This window comes from Flavitalea plasmicola (assembly GCF_030546645.1).
In the GTDB taxonomy this organism is placed as follows: domain Bacteria; phylum Bacteroidota; class Bacteroidia; order Chitinophagales; family Chitinophagaceae; genus Puia.
The window spans coordinates 222,668-247,937 of sequence record NZ_JAUOTO010000007.1; the positions used below are offsets into that span (position 1 = coordinate 222,668).

Sequence of the window (25,270 nt, forward strand, 5' to 3'; positions counted from 1 at the left end):
AAACACGATGCGTATGTTTAACAATAAATACAGATTAACGACAATATACCTCGGTCTCACGCTCGCCGTGCTGTTCGGGGCCTGTAAGAAAAGCTTTATCGATGGCAATCTGCCAACCGACAGCGGCGACCGCGCCCAGGTATTCGCTTCCGTATCATCGGTCCGATCCTATTTCACGGGCATCTACCGCAACCTCCGTCTTCAGTGGCAAAGCACCGATGGCAGCGCAGGCGGCACTGATGACTGCTACAGCTACAATTCCATTTGCCTGGCCCGTGCCATAAAAGGGAAGGACCTCACCATGGCAAGACAAAACTGGTTCATTTATGATTATGCGAATGCTAACCGGGAACCCACCTACCGGCGGGTCCGGTTCACCTGGTACTATTTCTATGAGCTGATCAACCAGGTGAATATACTGATCGACGGCACGCAAAGCAGCACTACCATTGCCGACGCCGACAAGGCCACCATTATTGCCGAAGCGCGCGCCATGAGAGCTTTCTTTTATTTCGAGCTGGCACGCGAATTCCAGCTGGCTTACAGCAAGGATCCCAACGCCCCGGGTGTTCCCATCTACACCACTCCCGCTACCACTTCCACACCCGGCAATCCCCGGGGTACCCTGCAGCAGACATTCGACCAGATCAACGGCGATATCGCCTACGCATTACAGCACCTCGGCGCTTCCCGCAACCTGAAAGATCAGATCAATATCAATGTAGCCTGGGGCCTTGCCGCAAGGATCTACCTGGAGCAGGGAAAATGGGCCGAAGCGCAACATGCGGCGGAGCAGGCGATAGACGGCTATGCCCTGGACGCCAGCCACTATCGATCCAATTATAAAGACATGGCCTCCCCGGAAGTGATCTGGGGCCTGCCACAGACGACCTCCAATGGCGGACAGTCTCTCTATTATGGGACCCCCAGCTCCTTCTATGACCAAACGAGGTCGGGCTATGATGCATTCTATATAAGCCTGGACCTGGTGCAAAACTTCTCGGCTACGGATGTACGCAATACTTTCTTCCAATCCGGCAGTGATCCATCAGGGCCTGATTATGCCGCCACCAATAAGTTCGGCAAGGGATCCGGGCAAGGCGTACAGCTGTTCACCGGAGAAGTGGTGGAGCAGCGTACCACGGACCTCGAAGAATCCATCAACCTCATGCGCGTGGCCGAAATGTACCTGGTAGACGCGGAGGCCATGGCCAGGCAAAATGATGACGCCGATGCCCATGACGTGCTATTCGCCCTGCAAAGTGATCGCGACGTCAACGCCGTCAGATCGACCAACACAGGTCAGGCCCTCATCGACGAAATTCTCCTGGAAAGAAGGAAGGAGCTGTATGGGGAATTGGGTGTGGATTGGCTGGATGCGAAAAGATTACAGCTACCCATCGATCGTACGAACTCCAATCATGCGGCTGCGTTTGCCTATGTGATCCCTGCCAACGACCCCAGGTTTAATTTAAAGATCCCGCAGGCGGAGATGCAGGCCAACAAAAGCCTGAAGCCCGGAGATCAGAATCCGTAATGCCGGCATAGATGAATTTAAAAAGAGGGAGCCTTTCGTACAAGGCTCCCTCTTTGCACTAATGCCGGATCGATATCTTTTGAGTGTTCCTTTTCTTGCCGCTGAAAACCTCGACGATATAAGTTCCGGGATGTAATTTGCTAACGTCAACATCTACGTTCAGAACTGATTGGGTTACAATCGATCTTACCAGCACTCCGGAAACATTGTACAGGTTGATCCTGTCGATAGTCAGCTGGTTTTTCGATGGTGCTTTTGGCGCCTTGGAAAGCGGCCGCTGTCCATCAGCCTGGAATGGCGGCGCCTCCGCTGTAATGGTAAGTGTATTGGAGACAGGGTTCGGGGAAACTTTGACGGAAAAGCCCTCCAGGCTGATTACATGGATCGTTATGGTAGTTTCAACTGTTCCACAATCATTCGTTTTCGAAAGCGTCAGGATATAGTTTCCGGGGTCGATGAAGGAGGTCATGGCCGGGTTGCCTGAGAGACCCATTGGAAAGCTCTCGCTTCCGGGCGGCGGCGTCAACATCCAGGCGTAGTTCTCCTCCGGATCGGTGGTCGCTTCATATCCATAAAAGTAATACATCTTATTTGTATAGACTTGTGATACCGTTGCCTCTATCTCAGGATCGTAGGGCCCTTCTATCAGGCTCGGAGCCAGGCCGACGTAAATATTGTCTTTTGAAACCATCGAAGACGCACCAGTACATGGATTGCTAATGTACGCAACAAGTGAAATCGGTCCCGCCTGGTTCCCATTCCTGGTCAGCATCACCGTGGTCGGGGTTAATGGGGTGACAGAGACGAGGCCGGTGGGCGTTACCTGCCACGTTACCGAACTTCCCTGCACAAGGGAATTGTTGAGAGCATATACCTCGGAGATACATACGTTACGGGCTCCCGATAGTTCGTAGGAAGGTATAGCGCTTGAAAAATTGACAGTTTCGATAAAATTGGTGGAAGACGGAGCGCCGTTGATCAGCGGCACTACCGTTACATTTCCGGGCGGGGTGGTGCCGATATTAGGCACCAGCGTAATGGTGCTGGCAGTGGTAGTTATGGTGGCGGGAGCGGCCGATCCCCCATAAAGCCATCCATTAGGTGAGCCCAGGTTCCATTGGAATCCAGTGACGCAGGTAGCTTGCGAAGCGTTTTGAATAGTGAAGGTCACCGGGTTGTTATCGCCACAGGACAGTGACAATGGATTGACATTATTGGCCAGAATACTAATCGTCGGCCGTTGGATGCTGATCTTCCACCACTCGCTGGGTTTCAACGAAGCGCTGCAGTTGTTCCTGGCCCTGACCTGGAAGGTACCCGTGGAGAGAGCATCCGGTGTAATGGTGGCGAACGATCCGCCCAGGATAACATTTGAGCCGGTAGAGGCGGTACCGTTGACCAACCACCCCTTTGGTACCTGCCACTCATAAGTATTCATAGCCGTGCCGTAATCCGTACCTGTGTTATCCTGGTAGAAGACCAGCGGTGAGTTATAAGTAAAAGCGGTCGTGGTACAAAGCGGGATCGTCACCACCGCATCGTAATTGGGCGGAGGCGTCGGCAATGGCGGCGCAGGAAGTTTTGCTTTGATGCCATCCAGCGTATTCACATATTTAAATTTGTAGGGCCCGAAGTCAGTACCAGCGTGGATGGTGATGGAATGTTCTCCTTTCGTATCGAGGAATCCAAGAGCGAATTCACCTCGATCATTTATATTATTAATAATGGTTACCCCGGGCGGAGAGGGCTTTATCGATGGGCTGGGAACGATGGTGGTAGTAAAATTATAGGCGCCGGCCACTTGTAATGGGCAGTAAAAGTGATTGGCATCGTCCGGCAGCGGGGAGATTTGAGCGTGAGTAAGTCCTGCAATGGAAATAAATACTAAAAGAAGGTTGAATTTTAGAGGCATAAGGTTTATTTAGGACGACAAAATATTAACTTTTCCCTGTTAATGACAAGGAGCAATGTTACATTATGTCGTACCTAAGGGTATTTTTAATTCAACACCTCTTTCAACTTACTCTCCAGCTCATCCCCTCTCAATCCCTGCGCAATGATCTTCCCCTGGGGATCGATCAGTATATTGAAAGGAATACCCTGGAACTGGAAAACTTCCACGGCCTTGCTCTGCCAATATTTAAGATCGCTGACATGCGTCCAGCTGAGCCGGTCGTCCTTGATCGCTTCCAGCCATGCATCCTTTTCTTTATCCAGGGAAACGCCCAGGATAGCAAAATTTTTATGCTTAAACTCACTGTAAGCCTGCACCACATTAGGGTTCTCCGCCCTGCAAGGCCCGCACCAGCTGGCCCAGAAATCCACCAGCAGGTATTTCCCTTTAAAAGAAGAGATGGAGACCGTACGCCCCTGTGGATCCGGCAAAGCCAGGTCAGGCGCCTGACGCCCTACCCAGGTGCTGTCTTTCTTCTGGGCCATTTGGGCCAGCTGCTGCTCATAATCCTGCTTGATGCCCCGCAGCGCCACATGGTCGGGGAATTTTTTCACCAGGTCATTCAACGCCGACTCGAACTCGGATTTGGAAAAGCTGCGGGAAGACCAGCCCAGTGCAAGCGCGCAAAGCGTCGGATTGTTATTCGTGTTGATGAATTGGCGCAGATAGGTATTCAGCTCCTGGATGGCGCTGTTCTTCTTATTGGTAGCAGCCAGCAAAACACTGTCCGGGGCACTGGCGCCTTTCAGGCTGTCCAGCTGGGACATAGATTGCTCCATTTCAAAGTTCTTCCTGCCAAAGAAATTGATAAGGTCTCTCAGTTGCGCGCTGGCTTCCGATCCGCTGGTCTCATAAAAATCGTCTTTCTTCCCCAGGTCCACATTTATTTTGACGTCGGCCGCGTCATTCACGAGGGGAACAGCCAGGGCATTATTGCCGAATACCACCTCGTATACTTCCTGCGCGCGGACGGTGCCCGAAAGCGAAAAACGGCCATTGTTGCCGGCCAGCTTTGCGGAATCGAGTATGACAGGCGCCTGCTCTTTTCCATAAGGCACTTCCAGCAGGTAGGCATACCCGACAGGCCCCGCCATCAACGCCAGCTTATCCGCATTCTTATATTCTCCCTCGACAGTAAAGCCGCCTTTCTTTTTTTGTTGACAGGCAGACAACAAAAGGGCGATGATCACTAATCCTGCGACACTGCGGGTAAGGACTGAATATCTTTTTATCATTGTATATCCGATTAGACTTAGTTTTCAAGTTTTTCCAGCAATAGCTGATTGGTGAGCCGGGGGTCTGCCTTGCCTTTGGACAATTTTTTTACTTCTCCGACAAAAAGGCCGATAAGCCCTTTCTTGCCTTTTCGGTATTCCGTGACCTTATCGGGCATCTTGGCCAGGGCCTGTTCTACCCAAACGGCAATTTCGCTGGTATCCGAGCTTTGCAGCAGGTTGAGGGCCGTGGCGATATCCAAAGGATCGCCGGCAGGGTCTTTCAGCATGGCGGGAAAGATCCTGGAGGAGGCGATGGAAAAGCTGAGACGCCCTTCTTCCACCAGCTGGATCAGACGGCCCAGGTTCGAAGGGGTGACGGGGAAGTCTTTCAGCGATAGGCCCTGCTCATTGCGGGCTGACCAGACAGGTCCCTGAAGCCAGTTGGCTGCAGCTTTATAGTGAGGGGTTTCTTTGATCAGCTTTTCAAAATAATCCACCGTTTCCTTATCATCACAGATCACCCTGGCATCGTATTCCGGCAGCTGGAGATCACGGGTATACCGGGCCACCAGCTCTTCAGGCAATGCGGGAAGGGAACGACGGACCGCTTCCAGGAAAGCGTCGCTCACCTGGAAAGGCGGCAGATCAGGGTCCGCAAAATAACGGTAGTCATTCGCCTCCTCTTTTGTACGAAGGGGGAATGTCGTCCCATCACCCGCATCGAAGCTCCGGGTCTGCTGCTGGATCGGCTTGCCTTCTTCCGCCAGGGCGATCAGGCGCCTGGCTTCAAATTCTATCGCCCTCCGCACGTTGCGGATAGAGTTCAGGTTCTTTACTTCCACCTTCGTGCCCAGGGTAGTCACGCCTTTCAGACGGATGGAGACATTCGCGTCGCAACGCATGCTGCCTTCTTCCATATTGCCATCGCAGATGCCCAGAAAACGCACGATCTTACGCACCTCCGTCAGGTAAGCATACGCCTCATCCCCGCTGCGCAGGTCCGGCTCCGTAACGATCTCGATCAGGGGCACGCCTGCCCTGTTGTAATCCACGCTGGTATTTTCAGGGTCCACATCATGCAGGCTTTTGCCGGCATCCTCTTCCAGGTGAATGCGGTTAAGCCGTACGTCCTTTTCCCCTTCAGCCGTGCGGATATGAACATATCCGCCAATACAGATAGGCGTGGTATGCTGGGAGATCTGGTATCCTTTGGGAAGGTCGGGGTAGAAATAATTCTTGCGGGCGAAATAGTTATTCCGTTCAATCTCGCTGTGACAGGCCAGCCCCATCTTGATGGCGAACTCGACGGCCGTCCTGTTCAATTTAGGCAGGGCGCCGGGATGCCCCAGGGTCACCGGGCTCACATGCGTATTGGGATCTCCTCCGAAGACTGCACTGTCGCCGCAGAACAATTTTGTCCTGGTCAACAGCTGTGCATGAACCTCCAGGCCTATAACTATCTCATATGCATCATAGTTGATCGACATATCCCGGCAAATTTACCATATTCGGGGGTGATTTCCCCACCCATTTAACAATTGATAAAAAACTGGGGGGAAGGTCCGCCAGCCCAACAGATGAGCTACATTTAGCCCATGGAAAAAGATAAAAGCAGCATTACTTCCCTGGCCGTAGCCGGTCTGCGGGCTGCACATCAACTCATTGATGGTCAGCCTAAATTGCTGGATGACCCCGCTATCCTCCGACTGCTGGGACCGGAATGGAACGAAAAGATCCTTCAGCACCAGGGCACATATCAGGATCCGGCAGCCACGCATCTGCGCTCCCATGTCCTGCTGCGCAGCCGCTATGCAGAGGATTGTTTGTCGGAAGCTTATGCCCGGGGTGTCCGGCAATATATACTCCTGGGCGCCGGACTTGATACCTACGCCTGGCGACAACCACCCGGACTTGCACAGCTGCGCATCTTCGAAGTGGATCACCCGGCCACGCAGGAACAAAAAAGGCAGCTCCTGGAAAAAGCCGGACTGGCAATCCCCGACAACTTATACTTCATTCCAACAGACTTCGAATCAAGCTCCATCGGAGAGGCGTTGAACCGGGCCGCCGCTTCCTCTCCTGGCCGTCCTGACTTTGACGCCGCACTTCCCTGCTTTGTATCCTGGCTGGGGGTCATGGTCTACCTGACCATGGAGGCCATTGACGCCGTATTCGACTGGCTGTTCGCCCTGCCGGCCGGCAGTGAGATGGTGCTGACGTTCACCCGGAAAAGAGAGTTCAGCGTCCTGGGCGATAAGGCGGCGGCACTGGGCGAGCCCTGGCAAACTTTTTTCACTCCTGAGGAGCTCAGGGAGAAACTATTGCTTCGGGGGTTCTCGTCCGTCCATATCCTGGAGCCGCAGGAAGCCTGGCAAACCTACTATGCCGGCAGGACGGATGAATTGCCTTCGCCCTCCCACGCCAGCATTGCCCGCATAACCGTATAAAAAAAGGCCCCACTGAGGGGCCTCCACTTTCATTTTATATACCTCAGCCTTACAGATCGGCCGTCTTCAGCTTCTTCGGTATCCTTACCTCCAGCTCCTGCGCCTTGCCATCGCGGTTCACGCTCACCTTGATGCTGGATTTATCCTTGCTCGCACGGGCCAGCTCCGCCAGTTCGGTAGCGCTATTGACCTCCTTGCCATCAAAGCGGGTGATGATATCGCCTTCCTTGATGCCGGCTTTTTCCGCTGCGGATTCGTCACCTACTTCCAGCACTTTGACGCCCTTGCTGTCTTCCGTATCCTGGGCCTTGATTCCCAGCCTGGCCCGGGGGCCTCCATAAGAATAGCCGTAACCACGGGGCATAGGAGCACCTGGCACACCCGGCGCACCCGGCATTCCTGGCGAATAATCAAAGTTGAAATTCTGCAGGTCCGGCATTTTGTAGAAATTATCGGAACTCATCCCCGGTGCTTTTCCCAGGGTCACCGTGATCTTCTGCTCCTTGCCATCCCGTTTCAGGGTCAGCGTCACCTTGCTCTCCGGTTTGTATTTGTGGATCGCTTCCGATAGGGATTGTGGGCCGTCGATCGTGATCTCATCTACGCGGGTGATGATGTCGCCCACCTTCAGGCCAACCTTGGCAGCAGCGCTGCCCTTGGAGATCTCATGGATCTCCGCGCCTTCCACGCCATCCTTATCCGGCTTTTCCGTGGTCACTCCCAGGAATGCCCTGTTGGAATTGCTTAACCATCCTTCGCCATCGATGCTCATGGCGCCGCCATGCCTGCGGAAAGGAGAGGGGGCGAAGGTGAGTGTTTGGCCATCCATTACCATCACTTTCTTCTTCCGCACAGATACATTGTCGTCATTGTATTCGGTGACAGGCTTTCCGTTGATAAAGACTTTATTGTCCCTGATCTCCACCGTCACCTTGGCATCCTTGCTGCTCTTGTGCTTGATGACGATCTCATCATAATTCCCCAGCTTATCGCTGGAGCTGTCCGCATCATCCTCATTTTTGTCTTGTGCGAAACCAGGAGCATGCAGCATTAGGATCAAGGCTGCCATCCCGGAGGTCTTTAGAAGGTATTTCATCATAGCTGATTTTTTTGAAGATTATCTACGTTGATTTTCGTAGATCAAATATAGGGAAATTCGGGAAATACGAAAGTTTTCGGAAATGTTAAAATCTAACTCCCCGCACCAAACTCCCGCAGCACTTCTCCTATCCGGCTTTTCATAGCGACAGACAGTCCCGGCTCCCTTTCCAGCCATTGCAGCGTCCCCGGTTCGATCCGTGCGCCGGCCTCCAGCAGGATACGGATGATCCCGACATAGTCGGCTCTTTCTGCCGGCCAGTGGTACACCGGGTCGCTATGGATCGCTGCATAAAAGGCGGCGCCCAGCGCCGTTCCGCCATAGATATTTTTCTTTTCAAGATCCATCTTCCGTCGGATCAGCAGCTGGATAGTCTCCGGGCGACCGCCCAGGATAGCCCAATGAAGCCCGGTCAACCCGTTCATATGCTTATCCGGATCCATCCCCCTGCCCAGCAGATATTCCACCACGGCCGTATGGCCGAACTCACAGGCCCAGGCAAAGCCATATTCCATCTGCGTCTTTGTACCCGGATCTTTCAGCGAGCCGTCCTCATTGAAAAAGCTCTTCACCGCGTCGAGCCGGCCAACGCCGGCAGCTCCTTCCAGGTCCAGTTTCGCTCCGCGCTGCGTTAGATAGCCGGCAGCCTCCGGTCGCCCATTGCGCAGACAGGCGACCACCGCCAGCTGCCCATTGCCGCCCGCGCCGGGATGATCGATGGCGGCGCCTGCGGCTAATAAAGTATCCAGTAAAGGGATCATCAGCCCGGATTTAGCAGGATGAATGCTGGTGGACACCAGCCCGAGGGTGGTCGCTCCGCCCCCATACATATCTGCCTCCGCATCCACGTCGGCGCCGGCCGCCAGTAAAAGCTGCAGCATTTCCAGTGCGTTCGGGGGATATCGCTGCCGCTCGTCCTCGACGCCATTGGTGCCGACGTAATGCAGCAGGGTGGCATGGTGGCTGCGTGTGGAACGGGCCCTGATCAAGGCAGGGTCCTCCCGGAGCATTGCCTGTAAGGTAGGAGCGTCTCCGGCGATAAGGGCGTCGACAGCCCGTTCGAATAGTGGGTATTGACCTGAGGCCACTTGATAAGGCTGCATGGAGCAATTGATTATGCGCCTTGCAAATTATAAACTTTTTCTCAGGGGCCAGAGCAATTTTTCCAGGCCATTGATCTTGATCTCATATAGGGTGCCCAGCAGCATGCCTAATTTCCCCTTGGGAAACCCTTCCCGGTGAAACCATTCCAGGTAGGACACCGGTAAGTCACAGAGGATCGTATCCTTATATTTACCGAAAGGCATCTTCATCTTGACCAGGTCCATGAGCAGCTCCGGGTTGGGCTGAAGTGACGGATTATCCAATCTTTTGATTTTTTTTGGTTTTCCCCATTTATATTTGTGCGCCTGGTTAAGGCAGAATCATCCAAATGTACACTAAATCAAGCTGTTTTACCGTTGGTTGTCCTATCCCACCCTGTGATAATCTCATTGTTTGCGGATGAAGAAGATCAAGTATTACTATAACACCAATACGCTCCGCTATGAAAAGCTGGAGACACCCCTGCGGGTAACCCTGCTGCGTGTCCTGGGTTTTATGTCGGCCGCCGTCGTTACCGCGCTGATCCTGGTGTCTTTAGCCTATAAATATTTCCCCTCCGCCAACGAGAAGCGGCTCATGCAGCGCAATGAAGCCCTCCAGGATAACTATTACACCCTCAATGACAAGGTGCAAAAGCTCCAGGGCCAGATGGCGGAGCTGGAAAAAAGGGATAATAATGTCTACCGGGCCATTTTCGAGGCGGCGCCCATCCCCGACAGCGCCCGGGCCAAGGCCGCCGAACAGGAGCAGGAGATCCGGCTGGTGCAGGGCATGGACCAGGAAAACCTCTATACTTCCGTGGCTACCACCCTTAACAAGCTCAGCGCCCGCATGGCCAGCCAGGCAAAATCCTACACGGCAATAGACGGATTTATCAAAAATAAAGAACAGCTGCTGGCCTGTACCCCGGCCATTCAGCCCGTCAGCAATAAAGATCTCAGCCGGATAGCGTCCGGCTTTGGCTACCGGATCGACCCCGTATATAAAACCACCAAATTCCATGCGGGCCTTGACTTTGCCGCCCCCCAGGGAACGCCGATCTATGCCACGGCCAACGGGACCGTAGAAGTAGCCGGCAACACCGGCAACGGCTATGGCAACCACGTCGTCATCAATCACGGGTACGGCTACGGCACCCTCTATGGGCATATGTTCCGGGTAAAAGTAAGGCCCGGGGAGAAAGTCAAACGGGGCGAGATCATCGGCTGGGTAGGCAGCACGGGAAAAAGCACCGGCCCCCACTGTCATTACGAGGTCCACCGCAACGGCGATCCCGTGGATCCCGTTTATTATTTCTACAACGATATTACGCCGGAGCAATACGACAGGCTGTTGAAGTTAGCCGCATCCAGCAATCAAAGTTTTGACTAATCCTGCGTATCTTCACAATAGATACGGGTGTCCGCAGGGCCATTAACCAACGGACCGGAACGATTTTTGACCCATGATTTCGAGATGAAGCAAGAGTTTTCCCAAATGGCGTTTGATTTTCCTATGGCGGAGCCGCAAGCTCCTTCCCAAAATGCCGCTGCCTCCCAGAATGGGAGACAGGGAAATAACGCGCATGGCTTGTCGCCGGAAGAAGAGCAGGCCGTCCACGAAGAAGGCCGCCGGGCAGGCGTAGTGGTACGCTTCAAATCCATGAAACCGGCAGAAACCCCGGTCACGGCATCACCCGCTGGCGCCACCCCGGTCCCGGCTCCTGTCGCCGCACCAGCTCCGCTCGCAGCTCAAAACTCTCCGCTCACAGTTCAAAACTCACAGCTCGAAGCTCACAGCTCACAGCTCGAAGCTCAAAACTCCCAGCTCGCAGCTCAAAGCTCGCAGCTCAAAGCCCCCCGTCCTGCGCCAGAGCCCATATTTGTGCAAATGGAGCTGCTGCCAAGACCGGAACCACTGCCGGAGCCGCCGCCCATAGCGCCGGAACCAGAGCCATCTCCCGAACCGGAACCCATACCCGAACCGGGCCCGCTGCCAAAGCCCGAACCAACGCCCCGCCCGATCGCTCAGGCGGAAGAGATCAAAACAATGCCGGCCCCCGTGCTCACCGCTCAAAGCGCACCGCTCGAAGCCCCCACGGCGCCAGCTCAGGCCGAGGCGCCCCCCACACCTCAAAACTCAAAGCTCGCAGCTCGCAGCTCAAAGCTCACAGCTCAAAGCGCGCAGCTCAAAGAAAAACCCAAATCCAAAAGAGGACGCAAATCCCTGAAGCAGGTGGCCGCCGAAGCCGATCTGATCAATATCCCCGAAGACGAGGTCCTGTTCAGCAAACAATATTACACCATGGGAGAGGTGGCCGAAATGTTCCGTGTCAACCAGTCCCTGCTTCGCTTCTGGGAGACGGAATTCAGCATCCTTCAGCCAAAGAAGAATAAGAAAGGCGATCGCTATTTCAGACCTATCGACATCAAGAATCTCCACCTGATCTATCACCTGCTCCGGCAGCGGAAATACACCATCGAAGGCGCCAAGGATTTTCTTAAGAAGAACAAGACAGCAGACCAGAAATTCGAAACGATCCAGCGGCTACAGGAGATCAGGGCCTTCCTGCTCGAACTGAAAGCGCAATTGTAAACCTTATTAGACCAAAAGAAAATGAAACATCTTTTACTCATCGCCATCATCATCGGCCTGGGCATCCTCACCCGGGCGGAATCTGAATACTCCGTCTCCAGTGACGGCACCCATAAGATCCTGAAAGGCCTCATCAGCAGGGATATGCTGGAAAAAGATACAGCCTTCTCCTGGTTTCATCAAAACCTGCGCGCTTATTCCCCCAACGCAGCCACGGTAGCCGCAGTCCGGGCAAATGCCGCGCAGCTGCAGTTCCTCGTGTTCACAGGCACCTGGTGCGAAGAAGCGCAATATTTCCTGCCCCGCTTTTGCGCCCTGACGGATGCTGCCGCCATCCGGGCGGACCAGGTGACGCTGATAGGCGTCGACCCGGCAAAAAAGACAGTCCGTCATCTCACCGAAGAGATGCATATCACCGCCATACCTACCTTCATCGTCCTGAAGAACGGCAGGGAAATAGGACGCATCTCACCCACCTCCAAAGACAGCCCCTGGGAAAAAGAGCTGATCAGGACTTTGCAGAACCCACAGACAGACCCGCTCCGCTGAGCCGTATATCCGTACTGGCTCCGGCAATGTCCACTTTCAGGGTCTCCAGCAAACGCAGCGCATCCAGGTTGATGGTCTGCTTGACATCATTGAATTCATCCTGGGTGATAGGCGCAGTAAAATAATCTACATTGATCAAAAAGGCCGATGCCGTAATATCATTTAGAAATGCCGTGCTTTTCTCCACGGTGTCTTTCTTTAGTATCTCTTTCAGTCCTTCTATCAGCTTGTCCAATACCGCCGAAGAAGTCGAGAGTCCTATCTCCAGCCGCAGCTCGCCCTTCCGTTGCGTGCGGAGCGTAAGGTTGTCCACGATGCTGTCCACCATCTGCTTGTTGGGCACCGTGACATAGGTCTTCTGATCCGTCCGGATGCGGGTGCTCCGCAGCCCGATCCTTTCCACCGTACCGGAAATGTTGTTCACCTTCAGCACGTCCCCCGCCGTAAATGGCTTGTCAAAGAAAATGACAAAGCTGGCGATCAGGTTCTCGATGCTTTCCTTCGCCGCCAGGGCCACCGCAGCGCCGGCCAGACCCAGCGAAGCGAGGATCTTGGTGACATCCACTTTAAAAGCCGAGTCCAGGATCATCAGCAACCCGATGATGCCGATGATCACCTTGAGGAAATCGCGCAGGAACACCACCATCTGCATATCCCTGGGTCCGCCGCTGCGGCGGGACTTGTTACGCATCACCAGGGCGATGAAATCCACCAGCCGCAGCAACAGCCAGATGAAGCTGACCACCATGATGATGACGGCAATACCCTGGATGATCGTCCTGGACTTGACTTCGTAAATATCAAAATCCAGGTCAGGAGGAAGATGCAGCTTTTCCAGGGAAGACACAGATACGAACACGACCAGGAATGTGCCGATAGGCCCCACCACCAGGTCCAGGAATGCAGACTTATCCAGTCCCGAGCCCATCCGGCGGATCAACCGGAAAAGGCTCCTGGCTATCAGGCGCGAGATAAACCGCTTCAGGATGATGACAAAGAGGATAGTGGCGACAACAATAATATAGGCGCGAAGCGGATTGCCAAGGACGATCTGGTTCCAGAAATTGTGCATTACAGTTCAATTGTCGGGCAAAAATACGCCGGAGCCGGCTCACTACCGATTCGAATACACTTCCAATCCCGTTTTTTTCAGCACATAGATCGCCGAAGGCGTGATCCTGATCCGGCGCGCATCGGCTGCATAAGCAGGGATCGGCTCCTCCTGTAAATTCAGCGTGCCTTGCTCATAGCGCAAAAAGGAATGAGCGTCCCGGCCGAGCATGCTCTTGTCCAGCACGTCGAAATCCTTCCAGCCTGTGAGGGCAATGTGGTTCTTCAGCCCTCCATAATGATCGAACATATAGACACCTTTCGCCGTGTCATAGAGATACACATAGCCGCCCTGGTCACGCAGCAGCGATGGATCGGGAGTGGAATCAAACAGCAGCCGGAAATCGGTGGTCTGGTCCACCAGCGTCCCGTCATCCCCGATCCGCTTCAGCTTGGCTTCCAGCTCATCATATACCCAGACATTGTTGTCATAGGCCAGCCCTACTGCCTTGGCCTGGAGGATATTCAGCTTCCTCAGGTCGATGGTATTGACGATGTTCAGGAACCTGTCCAGCTCGATGACCATGGTAAATTCCCGGTAGTATACCACTATCTTCAGGGGATTGGTGACATCGATGGACGAGACTTTTCCAAATCGGCGGACGTCATTGAATATAGCCAGGGAATCTCCATTGGAACTTAGCTTCCGCAGCTGGTTGCCCGCGTTCAGCACATAGATATTGCCCAGGTTGTCCACCGTAAAATCAGTGTAGTCGCCTACGATGGTTTTGCTCAGCATAAAGTCGGACGCCCGCTGGGCAGATGCACCCTGCAGGATCAACATGCTCAGTATGGTAATATAGAGTGCCCTCATTTTCGGATGATCTTTTGGTCCATCTCCGGCGATTGCGCCTTCAGGGCCAGCTGCTGTCCATCGAATACAGCATAGGTGTTGTACCTGATCCAGTCACCCAGGTTGAGATAACGGCTGCCATTGAGCGTAAAGTCGATGGGCAGATGCCGGTGGCCAAAGATAAAATAGTCGAAATGCTCTTTCTTCAGCACCTCCCTGCAATACACGATCAGCCATTCCCCCTCTTCTCCCAGGAACCGCTCGTCTGCCTGCCCGGTGACCGCCCTGCTCCGACGGCTGGCCCAATTGGCCAGTCCCACACCCACCGCCGGCGGAAGGATCCCAAACAGCCCCTGGCAAATACGATTGCGGAAGATCTTCTTCATGAACTTGTAGCCATGATCGCCCGGGCCCAGCCCGTCGCCATGCCCGATGTAGAACTTCCGGCCATTATACTCAAATGTCTTCGGCTCATGATACACGGGTATATTCAGCTCCTGCTCGAAATAGCCGCTCATCCACATGTCATGATTGCCGACAAAAAAATGCATCGGTATGCCCGAGTCCGTGATCTCCGCCATTTTTCCCAGTATGCGGGTATAGCCTTTCGGGACCACCGTACGGTACTCATACCAGAAATCGAAGAGGTCGCCTACGATAAAGATCTCCGCCGCATCCTCCCGGATAGACTCGAGGAAGCGGACGATATGCTTTTCCCTCGCCAGGCTGGTGGCATGGTCGGGAGCGCCCAGGTGAAAGTCGGAGAGAAAATAGATTTTTTTTCCGGGGGGGATCTCCATGAAATAAATTTAATGCCTGTCTACCAAAAACAGGTAAACTTCTTTCGGGCCATGTACGCCTACCACCAGCGTCTTTTCTATGTCCGCCGTGCGGCTGGGACCCGTTGCAAAAGTGATCAGGGAAGGCAGCTGCCCCTGGTACTTTTCCTTCAACGCTACAAGACCATCCCGGATGTCATACACCAGCTGATCGGTATAGGCGATGCAGATATGGATGGGCGCGTACACGCTGACGGTACGCCCGCTCACCTGCCCGGCGCTCATGACAATGCTGCCCGTCCTGGCGATCAGCAACTCGCAAGTGGTGACGGCCGCATCGCAGTCTTTCAGCTCCACCGGGGAAAAAGCATCGAAAGCATGCTCCTTCAGCAGGGCCTTCAGCTGGTCCTCACGGCAGTAGAGCTTCGTCAGATCGCTATGAACAACCAACGCCTTCAGCTGGTCCGCCAGCTCACGATGGTCCACGCAAAAGATGAACTTACCCTGCAATTTGGTGAACTGCTCCGCAAACTCGATCTCGGGGTCCTGCGTCGCCGGTGTAAAGACAGAATGATGGCCTTCACTTTGCGGAAAAGGAATAGGCGTTGATTGACTCAACGCCTGCCTTATCTTTTTTAGAATATTTTCCTTCGCGGAGGACACTTTCATATCACAACGCTGTTTATTTGACTTCTTCCGCCGTCGGGGGTACCACTACCGCCGGAGGCACGCCATTGCTATCGCCAGGCTGCAGACCTTCACGGGAATGATCTTCGACGTCCAGCAGCCTTTTTTCCTCGTAAGGACGTTTGCCGATGAGGGCTTCCACATCGCTCTGGAAAAGGACTTCCTTATCCAGGAGCGCTTCGGCCAGGATCTTCATTTCCCTGTCCTTGCTGGTCAGCAGGCTCTTGGTAGCTTCGTACGCCTTTTCGATCAGGTTGCGCACTTCCTCGTCGATCATACGGGAAGTCTCTTCGGAATAGGGCTTGGTGAATGTATTCTCCGCCTGCGGATCATAAAAGCTCACATTCCCTACTTTTTCGTTCATCCCGTATACAGTGACCATGGAATAAGCGATCTTGGTGATCTGCTGCAGGTCATTCTGTGCGCCCGTAGAGATCTTTCCGAAATTCAGCTCTTCGCTGGCGCGTCCGCCCAGCGTCATACAGATCTGGTCGAACAGCTGATCCGTGTTATAGAGATATTGCTCTTTCGGCGTGTATTGCGCATAACCCAGCGCGGCAACTCCCCTGGGGACGATGGTCACCTTCAACAGCGGGTAAGCATGCTCAAGGTACCAGCCGCAGATCGCGTGACCGGCCTCGTGGTATGCAATGATCCTCTTCTCGTCGGGAGAGATGATCTTGTTCTTCTTTTCCAATCCGCCGATAACCCTGTCCACCGCATCCTGGAAGTCTTCCATCTCTACATTATCCTTCCCCTTACGGGCGGCGATCAGGGCGGCTTCGTTACATACATTGGCGATATCTGCGCCCGCAAACCCCGGGGTCTGCTCGGCCAGCTTATGGATATCCAGCTTGCTGGAGATCTTGATCGGTTTCAGGTGTACTTTGAAGATCGCTTCACGGCCTTTCAGGTCGGGCTTGTCTATGGAGATCTGCCTGTCAAACCTGCCTGGACGCAGCAGCGCCGTATCCAGTACATCGGGACGGTTGGTGGCCGCCAGGACAATGATCCCGCTATCGCCTCCGAAACCATCCATTTCCACAAGCAGCTGGTTCAAGGTGCTTTCCCTTTCATCATTGCTCATGATGGCATTCTTACCTCTCGCACGGCCAATGGCGTCTATCTCATCGATAAAGATGACGCAAGGCGCTTTTTCCCGTGCCTGCTTGAACAGGTCCCTTACCCGGCTGGCGCCTACACCCACAAACAGCTCCACAAAGTCAGAGCCGCTCATGGAAAAGAAAGGCACCTGCGCTTCCCCGGCCATGGCCTTCGCAAGAAGGGTCTTACCCGTTCCCGGAGGACCCACCAGCAGCGCTCCCTTGGGTATCTTACCACCCAGGGCCGTATATTTCTTGGGATTCTTTAAAAAGTCGACGATCTCCATCACTTCCACCTTCGCTTCGTCCAGGCCGGCTACATCGTTGAAGGTAATGGTCACCTTCGTGCCCTTGTCGAAGAGCGTTGCCTTGGACTTGCCGATGTTGAAGATCCCGCCGGGCCCGCCGCTGCCGGCCTGCCCGCCCATCTTCCGCATGAGCATCACCCATATCAGTACAATGATCAGCAGGGGTAGTAAAAAATTAAGCAGGGGGCCGAACCATTCTCCTTCCGATTTGGAGTTGACGGATATCTCCAGCTGTGGATTCTTCACAAAGTAGTCCCGCAATATCTTTTCATATTCCTTTACGTCCGTCACCTTGAACTCGAACTGGGGGCCATCCTTGTTGACGCCGCTGGGCCAGCTGCCCTTCAATTTATTGGCATAATAAGGTTTCTGCAAAGAATCTTTCTTGATATACACCCGTACCAGCTGCTTATTGCTTATCAGGTCAAGCTTTTGTACATCTCCGTTGGCCAGCATGTCCCTCCTGAAATCCAGTTCGTCCACCTGATGAGCGTCGGGAGAAAGGCCCCCGAACAGGTTGAAGCCGATCAGTACGGCCGCGATGATCCCCCAGATCCAGTAGATACTGAACTTAGGGCCTTTTCTCGAACCGTTGTCGTCATCTCCCCTGGGCCTGAACCGCGGAAAGCCAGACTTATCGTTTTGTTTCAAATCTTCCTGTGGCATTTGTATTTGTCCGTGTTGTTTTTGCTAATTATAATATAAGAACTATATGACGAAAATGTTCAAAAAAAACCCAGTAAACGGTAAAATATCCTGTTAAATTGTCGGTATCCGGGGCTTTTCTCTTACCTGGTATGCTGATCGGTGTGTTTTTCCTGGGGTGCATCGCTCCACATGTCTTCCAGTTTGTAGAACCGGCGGCTTTCCGGCAGCATGACATGTATGACGACGTTGACATAATCGATCAATACCCATTGGAGGGTCTGTCTTCCCTCGTGCGCATAAGGGAGTTCACCGCAGTTGCTCTTCGTGGATTCTTCTATATGATCGGCAATCGCTTTCACCTGCGTACTGCTCCCGGCTTCACAAACAATGAAGAAGTCCGCTACAGCTTCGGGGATCTTCCGCAAATCAAGGGAAACAATCTCTTCTCCTTTTTTCTCCTGAATGGCCTGTATGATGGTTTTAAAGATTTTCGAATTCCTCGTTAATCTGGCTACACTATTGCGTTTCCGGGTAGCTAACATAGAAAGCTGTTCCAATAATCAAAACGTTTTTGTGATAAATTATATTTTAAATGTCGGCAAATCAAATTATTGTGAGAAGCAGGGTTTAATTTTGTCCAGTCGCTGCGAGCGCGTTATTTAACCCGCGCCCCTCATTCCAAAAATAGTACATTTTGTCTATCGGGCACTCTTTTATTGAATTAGGATCAGTGGATAGCACCAACAACTATGCCATGGCCCAGGTGCATGCGGGAATGGCCTCTCATGGGGCCATGTTCTTCGCCCATGATCAATGGGCCGGAAAAGGCCAGCGCGGCAAGCGCTGGACAAGCACTCCGGGTGAAAATATCATCCTCAGCACAGTCTTAGAGCCTGCTAATCTGCCTATTATACAACAATTTGCCCTCAGCGCCGCCGTTGCGCTTGCCTGCCATGACCTTTTCAGCCGCTATGCAGGCGCAGCCGATACAGCTATTAAATGGCCCAACGACCTCTACTGGCGTGACAGAAAGGCAGGAGGCATCCTCATCGAAAACAGCTTCAAAGGGGACCAATGGGCCTATGCCATTGCAGGCACCGGCATCAATATCAACCAGACCCTTTTCCCGGAAACTGCCCGTAACCCCGTTTCGTTGCGGCAGATCACCGGGCAAAGCTTCGATGCCCCCGCCCTGGCGCGTGAGCTGGGGACCTTCCTGGAGCTGCGCTACCAGGAGCTCATCCAGGGTAACGCAGGCGACCTGTTGCGGCAATACAACGATCGCCTCTACCGGCGGGACCAACCCGTTCGGCTTAAAAAGGACCAGGCCGTATTCTCAACAGTAGTGAAAGGGGTCACCCCAACAGGCGAACTCATCACCCAGGACGTGCTGGAAAGGCATTTCTCTTTTGGGGAAGTGGAATGGGTGCTTTAACATGGAGCTACAAGCTTCAAGCGTCCAGCTACAAGTGGCGTATTATAGGTATTATGGCTTGCAGCTGATGGCTTGTAGCTTGCAGCTTTAAAGCTCCGACCAGGCCTTCAGGATCTCCTCCGCGTGCTGCTTGCTTTTAGGCTTCAGAAAGATCTTACGGATAATGCCCTTTTCATCGACGAGGAACGTAGTGCGATGCAATCCCATATACCGGCGGCCGTAGAGCAGCTTCTCGCCCCAGACGCCATACTTATCGATGATCGTATGCCCGGGATCCGCCACGAGGGTAAAAGGCAGATCATATTTTCCCTCGAACTTCTTATGCTTCTTCTCCTCGTCCGGGCTGATGCCGAGAATGGTAAAACCCGCCTTTTTCAACAACGCATAATGATCCCTCAGGTTACACGCCTGCACCGTACAGGTGGGCGTATCATCCTCGGGATAGAAATACAGCACTACCTTTTTGCCTTTGTAGTCGGATAAGGAAACTTTCTTCCCATCCTGGTCTTTCCCCGTGAAAGCCGGGGCCTTGTCTCCTTCCTGTAAATGAGTCATAGTTTATCTTGTAAATCGGTATTCTTTAATGGTACGGTTGCCTGCTACGTCTTCCGCCGTCACTTTCAGCACATGCTTGCCGGCAGGGCAATGCCCGTCCAATATATAAATAAAATCCAGGTACTTGTCATTGGTAAAGCAAAGCCAGTGTCCGCCTTTTCCACCCGGTCCGTCCGCTGGCGGGTCCAATTCGGCACGGAAGCCCCGAATCCCGCCCAGGTCGTCTTTCACCCGGAAAGCGATCCGGCTGACCTTACGGAGGACAGCCCCATCACGTATACCAATAGGCGTAATGACAGGAGGCAGCTTGTCCTCCACCAGACAGAAATCCCCAAACTCCCGGAAACGGGCGGAAGCCCAATCTCCCAGCCATTCCGGGCGCACAGCCTCTTTTTTAATCCCTTCCTTACGCAGCATCACCACCCTGTCCTTGCTGACCCTGGCCGACCTGATCCTCACGAGCAAAGGCTCCTGCAACGGTATCACGGTGCTGCCGATGGCATACACCGGGGAGGGCCTGCCTGGCGCGGAGTCAATGATGCTGCATCCGATGTGCACCGAATCATACAACGCTTTTTCACTCACATAAAAGGCAACGCCCTCCGCCTCATATCCATCCAGCATACCCGGAAAAAAGACCTTCCCGGCCAATGGGGAGCTGATGATCGACACCACGGGAGAAGGACGATATTGCACCTGGAAATGCAGCACGGTGGTGTTGCCAGCGGCATCTTTCACGGTTATACGGATAGCATGCGGGATGCCGTCGCTGAGATCGATCACGCCGTCGGTCGCCGGGCGCGTAAGCCGGTGGGCAAAGTCGGGAGCAGCCGCCGCGACAGCAACCGTTTGGTAAATGCAGGGCGCGTTTTGCCCCGGCAACCGGGACAGGTGCTGCAGCCAGGGGCCGCCTTTCTCCTTCGTCCTATAGTCGACGTGACCGTTGATCTTGCGGGTATCGTTGTAGCTGATGTTATTCATCTCGAATGCCGTCAGCAGCACGCCGTCCTCCTGGAGGCTGGCCTGGAAGATCCCATTGGGATTGGCGGAGCCGGACTGGCTGTCAAAGGCCGATATGGCAAAGCTTACCCGGGATGCCGTCACCACGACCAGGCTATCCTTCAGCCGGAAGCCTCCCTCCGAAGTCCTGATCACAGGCCACATCTGCGGCGACTGCTCATAGGTGCTGAGCGACCTGTCATAGATGGCTAACCGAAGAATGACGGGCGGTACGTTGTCCGGCACAGGCATGCCGAATAACAGGGGGTTCAGATTGGTGTCGTCGGCGGTACGCCGGATCTCGAAATGCAGGTGGGGCCCCTGGGAGCCGCCGGTATTGCCGCTGTAGGCGATCAGCTCGCCTTTCTTCACAGGGAAGAGGTCAGCGGGAATATCGATGGACGCCTGCCAGGACTCCGTCCTGTACTGCCAGCCGCTGACATAGGCCGCCAATGCCGGAAAGAACTTATTCAGGTGGGCATACAGCGTGGTATAGCCGTTGGGGTGCCGGATATAGATGGCCTGGCCAAACCCCGCCGGCTCGATCACCACTTTGGCAATGTAGCCGTCAGCCGCCGCCATCACAGGCAGGTTCTCCTTCTGCTGCGTGCGGATGTCCAGCCCCATATGGTAGTGATTGGCCCGGAGCTCGCCAAAATTCGCCGCCAGCTTGATAGGGATGTCCAGCGGGTTGCGGAAATAGCCCACAGGATAGCCGGAGGAAGGAAGATCTTGCGCAAAACATAAAAAAGGGTAAAAGGCAGCCGCGACGATCAGTAGATGCTTCATACAGGCAAAGTTAGTCGAACCGAAGTACCGCCTTCTATCCCGAAACAAGAAAATCCGTCCCGTTTTTGAACAAAAAAGAACCATTGCTGTTAAATCCCAATGCATCTTCTCTGCGTATATATACCTGATCCGGCCGGGTGTTTGGGTACTAAGTAATTCTCCATCAGTCAAGGTCGGCCATCCTGAAAAAATACTACTAATAGGGAAGGACTTTTTTGAAATTTGGTACAGCTTTTGGCTTAGAAATATTGTCTTATGATCAGAATACTTTTCCAGGATATAAAGTCACCGTCATGAAAGGGGTTAAAAACAAAATGGTAGTTTTCGCAGCCGTCACCGTAGGAGGTGTCATCGGTCTGTTGAAAGGCGAAGAAGCCAAGCAGAAATGGGTCTTCCGGCTGAAAAGCAAGTACGACAACCGTCGCCAGATGGCCGAACGGAAGTCGATTGCCCGGAAAGGCGGCGTGCTGCTTGACGACATCGAGCTGGCTGCCTATCACAACAATTAGTAGTTAATTATACTATAATTCAGACGCATCCGCCTGAAGGCGGATTTTTTTTGCCCGTCCACCAGACATTTAATGCATTTTTAACCTTCCCATGGGTTACCCTGGCCGCTCTCGGCCGCCACACACAGAAAGAAATAAAATAATCGGGAAAATTTGCCTCACTGCCGTAACTTCGCGCAATTTTATATTTTTTCCAACATGCCCAAAGATTCCTCGATCACCAGCGTACTTATCATCGGTTCCGGTCCTATCGTTATTGGCCAGGCTTGTGAATTTGATTACTCCGGCACCCAGGCCGCCCGCAGTTTGCGGGAAGAAGGGGTACAGGTCATCCTGATCAACAGCAACCCTGCGACGATCATGACAGACCCGATGATGGCCGACAAGGTTTACCTGCTACCGCTGACCGTGGAAAGCATCGAACAGATCCTGGAAGAAAACAAAATAACCGCCGTACTGCCCACCATGGGCGGCCAGACGGCCCTCAACCTGGCCAAGGAAGCAGAAGACCTCGGTATCTGGGAGAAATATGGGGTCCGCCTCATCGGCGTCGACATCAAAGCCATCGACAAGGCCGAAGACAGGGAAAAATTCCGGCAGTGGATGATCCAGCTGGGCGTACCTGTCGCCACGGCCAAAACAGCCAACTCCTACCTGGAAGGGAAAGAGTTCGCACAGGACATAGGTTTCCCCCTGGTGATCCGCCCCTCCTTTACCCTGGGCGGCACAGGCGGCGGCTTTGTTCATGATAAGGACGACCTCGACGAAGCGCTGAACAGGGGGCTACAGGCCTCTCCCATCCATGAGGTGCTGGTAGAGCAGGCCGTCCTGGGATGGAAAGAGTTCGAACTGGAGCTCCTGCGCGATGCCAACAACAACGTGGTCATCATCTGTACCGTGGAGAACTTCGACCCCATGGGCGTGCACACAGGCGATTCCATCACCGTGGCGCCCGCCATGACCCTCAGCGATACTGCCTTTCAGCTGATGCGCAACACCGCCATCATGATGATGCGCGACCTGGGCAACTTCGCCGGCGGCTGCAACGTACAGTTCGCCCTCAACCCCAAAACCGAAGAGATCATCGCCATCGAGATCAATCCGCGGGTAAGCCGTTCTTCGGCCCTCGCTTCCAAAGCGACAGGCTATCCCATCGCCAAGATCGCAGCCAAGCTGGCCATCGGGTTCACCCTCGATGAGCTGAAGAACCAGATCACAGGCACCACCTCCGCTTACTTCGAGCCCGTGCAGGACTATGTCATCGTGAAGATACCCCGCTGGAACTTCGACAAGTTCAAAGGCGCCAATGACACCCTGGGCCTGCAGATGAAGAGCGTAGGAGAGGTCATGGCCATCGGCCGCAGCTTCACCGAGGCCGTGCAGAAAGCCTGCCAGAGCCTGGAGAACAATGCCGTGGGACTGGGCTATTATGGCAAGAGCCTTATGCACGCCGAAGAGCTCCTGGAATATATTAAGACCCCGAAATGGGACCGCATCTTCCGCATTAAGGATGCGCTGATGGCCGGCATTTCCGTGGGCACCATCTCCAAAGCCACCAACGGCATCGACCGCTGGTTCCTCTATGAGATCCAGAAGATCTGCAACACCGAGAAGGAGCTGGCCAAATATAAAATTGATACCCTCCCCACCGAATTGCTGCAGACGGCCAAACGGCAGGGCTTCAGCGACGACCAGATCGTCCGCATCATGAACTCCGGCACGGAAGATCAGATGTACGAAAAAAGAAAGGCCCTGGGCATTACCCGCGTCTATAAAATGGTAGATACCTGCTCGGCGGAATTCGAAGCGAAAACGCCCTATTTCTACTCCACTTTCGAAGGAGGACACGCCAACGAAAGCAAGGTCAGCGATAAGAAGAAGATCATCGTCCTGGGTTCAGGCCCCAACCGCATCGGTCAGGGCATCGAGTTCGATTACTGCTGTGTACACGGACTGCTGGCCATTAAAGAATGCGGCTACGAGGCCATCATGGTCAACTGCAACCCCGAGACCGTCTCCACTGACTTCGACATCGCCGATAAGCTCTACTTCGAGCCCGTCTACTGGGAACATCTCTGGGAGATCATCGAGCATGAAAAGCCCGATGGGGTCATCGTTCAGCTGGGTGGTCAGACGGCCCTCAAGCTGGCGGAGCGCCTGGATAAGAAAGGCATTAAGATCATCGGCACCTCCTTCGACAGCATGGACATCGCAGAGGACAGGGGCCGCTTCAGCGACATGCTGAAAGAGCTGGGCATCCCATACCCCGACTACGGCACCGCCTTCGACGTCGATGAAGCCATCCAGGTGGCCAACCGGGTCGGCTATCCCGTCCTGGTCCGTCCCAGCTACGTACTCGGCGGTCAGCGCATGCGCATCGTCATCAACGACGAAGAAGTGGAAAAAGCCGTGGTAAGCCTGCTGAAACATATTCCCGGCAATAAGATCCTCATCGACCACTTCCTCGACCGCTGCCAGGAAGCCGAAGTGGACGCCATCTTCGACGGTGAGAACTTCCATGTGATGGGCGTGATGGAACACATCGAGCCGGCAGGTATCCACAGCGGAGACAGCAATGCCGTCCTGCCCGCTTTCAACCTCACCCCCCTGGAAGTGACCACCCTGGAATATTATTCGGAAAAGATCGCCCGTGCCCTGAATATAAAAGGGTTGATCAATATCCAGTTTGCCGTCAAGGACGGAAAGGTATTCGTCATCGAAGCCAACCCCCGCGCCTCCCGGACAACACCTTTTATCGCCAAAGCCTACCAGATCCCTTATCTCAACGTCGCCACCAAGATCATGATAGGCCAGCATAAGCTGACGGACTTCAAATTTGAGAAAAAGCTGAAAGGCTTTGCCATCAAAGAGCCCGTCTTCAGCTTCAACAAATTCCCCGGCGTGAATAAGGAGCTGGGGCCCGAAATGAAGTCCACGGGCGAGGCCATCCGCTTCGTCAAAGACTTGCGGGACCCCTATTTCAGACAGCTGTACAAAGACAGAAGTATGTATCTCAGCAAATAAATACAGACGGCCATCCCCAGGGTGGCCGTTTACTTTTTGGAATTATTCCC

General features: G+C 53.8%; 22 protein-coding genes. 8 read left to right on the top strand and 14 right to left on the bottom strand.

Annotated elements, in window-relative coordinates; all coding sequences use genetic code 11:
• Positions 1-13: 13 nt before the first annotated feature.
• Entirely contained in the window at positions 14-1,537 is a 1,524-nt protein-coding gene (locus Q4E93_RS26105) for a RagB/SusD family nutrient uptake outer membrane protein (protein WP_303590379.1), read from the top strand.
• A 58-nt stretch (positions 1,538-1,595) separates the two neighbouring features.
• Here Q4E93_RS26105 and Q4E93_RS26110 read toward each other — a convergent pair whose 3' ends face one another.
• From Q4E93_RS26110 to gatB, 3 genes are all read right to left on the bottom strand, one after another.
• Complete coding sequence (locus Q4E93_RS26110) at positions 1,596-3,449, bottom strand: T9SS type A sorting domain-containing protein (RefSeq protein ID WP_303590381.1); 1,854 nt, start codon at positions 3,447-3,449, stop codon at positions 1,596-1,598.
• Positions 3,450-3,535: 86 nt separating this feature from the next.
• Positions 3,536-4,726 (bottom strand): TlpA disulfide reductase family protein, encoded by a 1,191-nt coding sequence (locus Q4E93_RS26115; RefSeq protein WP_303590383.1) that lies wholly within the window; start codon positions 4,724-4,726, stop codon positions 3,536-3,538.
• 17 nt (positions 4,727-4,743) lie between these two features.
• Complete coding sequence (gene gatB / locus Q4E93_RS26120; protein WP_303590386.1) at positions 4,744-6,195, bottom strand: Asp-tRNA(Asn)/Glu-tRNA(Gln) amidotransferase subunit GatB; 1,452 nt, start codon at positions 6,193-6,195, stop codon at positions 4,744-4,746.
• Between the two features lie 108 nt (positions 6,196-6,303).
• Here gatB and Q4E93_RS26125 point away from each other — a divergent pair, with 108 nt between their 5' ends.
• Positions 6,304-7,155: a class I SAM-dependent methyltransferase gene (locus Q4E93_RS26125; RefSeq protein ID WP_303590389.1), complete on the top strand. Its 852-nt coding sequence runs from the start codon at positions 6,304-6,306 to the stop codon at positions 7,153-7,155.
• Positions 7,156-7,204: 49 nt separating this feature from the next.
• Here the strand turns inward: Q4E93_RS26125 and Q4E93_RS26130 are convergent, their stop codons facing one another.
• The 3 genes from Q4E93_RS26130 to Q4E93_RS26140 form a co-directional block, all read right to left on the bottom strand.
• On the bottom strand, positions 7,205-8,254 hold the full coding sequence (locus Q4E93_RS26130; RefSeq protein ID WP_303590391.1) for a PDZ domain-containing protein: 1,050 nt from the start codon (positions 8,252-8,254) through the stop codon (positions 7,205-7,207).
• A 92-nt stretch (positions 8,255-8,346) separates the two neighbouring features.
• Positions 8,347-9,357, bottom strand: coding sequence for an ankyrin repeat domain-containing protein (locus tag Q4E93_RS26135; RefSeq protein ID WP_303590394.1), 1,011 nt, complete (start codon positions 9,355-9,357; stop codon positions 8,347-8,349).
• 27 nt (positions 9,358-9,384) lie between these two features.
• The gene (locus tag Q4E93_RS26140; protein ID WP_303590396.1) at positions 9,385-9,621 is read right to left on the bottom strand and encodes a DUF3820 family protein; all 237 of its coding nucleotides are present in this window, start codon (positions 9,619-9,621) and stop codon (positions 9,385-9,387) included.
• Between the two features lie 136 nt (positions 9,622-9,757).
• Here Q4E93_RS26140 and Q4E93_RS26145 point away from each other — a divergent pair, with 136 nt between their 5' ends.
• The 3 genes from Q4E93_RS26145 to Q4E93_RS26155 all read left to right on the top strand — a co-directional run bounded on the left by Q4E93_RS26145 (position 9,758) and on the right by Q4E93_RS26155 (position 12,481).
• Positions 9,758-10,729 carry a M23 family metallopeptidase gene (locus Q4E93_RS26145; protein ID WP_303590398.1) on the top strand — a complete coding sequence of 324 codons (972 nt, stop codon included), beginning with the start codon at positions 9,758-9,760 and terminating at the stop codon, positions 10,727-10,729.
• An 84-nt stretch (positions 10,730-10,813) separates the two neighbouring features.
• Positions 10,814-11,932 (top strand): MerR family transcriptional regulator, encoded by a 1,119-nt coding sequence (locus Q4E93_RS26150; protein ID WP_303590401.1) that lies wholly within the window; start codon positions 10,814-10,816, stop codon positions 11,930-11,932.
• A gap of 21 nt (positions 11,933-11,953) precedes the next feature.
• Complete coding sequence (locus tag Q4E93_RS26155) at positions 11,954-12,481, top strand: thioredoxin family protein (RefSeq protein ID WP_303590403.1); 528 nt, start codon at positions 11,954-11,956, stop codon at positions 12,479-12,481.
• Here Q4E93_RS26155 and Q4E93_RS26160 read toward each other — a convergent pair.
• The 6 genes from Q4E93_RS26160 to rsfS all read right to left on the bottom strand — a co-directional run bounded on the left by Q4E93_RS26160 (position 12,441) and on the right by rsfS (position 18,451).
• The gene (locus Q4E93_RS26160) at positions 12,441-13,553 is read right to left on the bottom strand and encodes a mechanosensitive ion channel family protein (RefSeq protein WP_303590405.1); all 1,113 of its coding nucleotides are present in this window, start codon (positions 13,551-13,553) and stop codon (positions 12,441-12,443) included. The genes Q4E93_RS26155 and Q4E93_RS26160 overlap by 41 nt on opposite strands.
• Positions 13,554-13,595: 42 nt before the next feature.
• Positions 13,596-14,405, bottom strand: a complete 810-nt coding sequence (locus Q4E93_RS26165) for a hypothetical protein (RefSeq protein WP_303590407.1) — start codon at positions 14,403-14,405, stop codon at positions 13,596-13,598.
• Positions 14,402-15,184, bottom strand: a complete 783-nt coding sequence (locus Q4E93_RS26170) for a UDP-2,3-diacylglucosamine diphosphatase (protein ID WP_303590410.1) — start codon at positions 15,182-15,184, stop codon at positions 14,402-14,404. Before Q4E93_RS26170 ends, Q4E93_RS26165 begins: the two co-directional genes overlap by 4 nt.
• Positions 15,185-15,193: 9 nt before the next feature.
• The gene (locus tag Q4E93_RS26175; RefSeq protein ID WP_303590412.1) at positions 15,194-15,832 is read right to left on the bottom strand and encodes a LutC/YkgG family protein; all 639 of its coding nucleotides are present in this window, start codon (positions 15,830-15,832) and stop codon (positions 15,194-15,196) included.
• A 13-nt stretch (positions 15,833-15,845) separates the two neighbouring features.
• Positions 15,846-17,927, bottom strand: a complete 2,082-nt coding sequence (gene ftsH, locus Q4E93_RS26180) for an ATP-dependent zinc metalloprotease FtsH (protein WP_303590414.1) — start codon at positions 17,925-17,927, stop codon at positions 15,846-15,848.
• Positions 17,928-18,049: 122 nt separating this feature from the next.
• On the bottom strand, positions 18,050-18,451 hold the full coding sequence (gene rsfS, locus Q4E93_RS26185; RefSeq protein WP_303590416.1) for a ribosome silencing factor: 402 nt from the start codon (positions 18,449-18,451) through the stop codon (positions 18,050-18,052).
• A 152-nt stretch (positions 18,452-18,603) separates the two neighbouring features.
• On the opposite strand from rsfS, the gene Q4E93_RS26190 reads away from it, so the two are divergent.
• The gene (locus Q4E93_RS26190) at positions 18,604-19,344 is read left to right on the top strand and encodes a biotin--[acetyl-CoA-carboxylase] ligase (protein WP_303590418.1); all 741 of its coding nucleotides are present in this window, start codon (positions 18,604-18,606) and stop codon (positions 19,342-19,344) included.
• Positions 19,345-19,431: 87 nt separating this feature from the next.
• On the opposite strand, the gene bcp is transcribed toward Q4E93_RS26190, so the two are convergent.
• Together bcp and Q4E93_RS26200 are read right to left on the bottom strand one after the other, a co-directional pair.
• Complete coding sequence (gene bcp, locus Q4E93_RS26195) at positions 19,432-19,899, bottom strand: thioredoxin-dependent thiol peroxidase (protein ID WP_303590420.1); 468 nt, start codon at positions 19,897-19,899, stop codon at positions 19,432-19,434.
• Between the two features lie 3 nt (positions 19,900-19,902).
• Positions 19,903-21,687, bottom strand: a complete 1,785-nt coding sequence (locus Q4E93_RS26200) for a M23 family metallopeptidase (RefSeq protein ID WP_303590422.1) — start codon at positions 21,685-21,687, stop codon at positions 19,903-19,905.
• Positions 21,688-21,980: 293 nt separating this feature from the next.
• Between Q4E93_RS26200 and Q4E93_RS26205 the strand changes: the two genes are divergently transcribed.
• Entirely contained in the window at positions 21,981-22,196 is a 216-nt protein-coding gene (locus Q4E93_RS26205) for a hypothetical protein (protein WP_303590424.1), read from the top strand.
• Between the two features lie 198 nt (positions 22,197-22,394).
• A complete protein-coding gene (carB, locus tag Q4E93_RS26210; protein WP_303590426.1) occupies positions 22,395-25,220 on the top strand; it encodes a carbamoyl-phosphate synthase large subunit in 2,826 nt (941 codons plus the stop codon).
• Positions 25,221-25,270 lie beyond the last annotated feature (50 nt).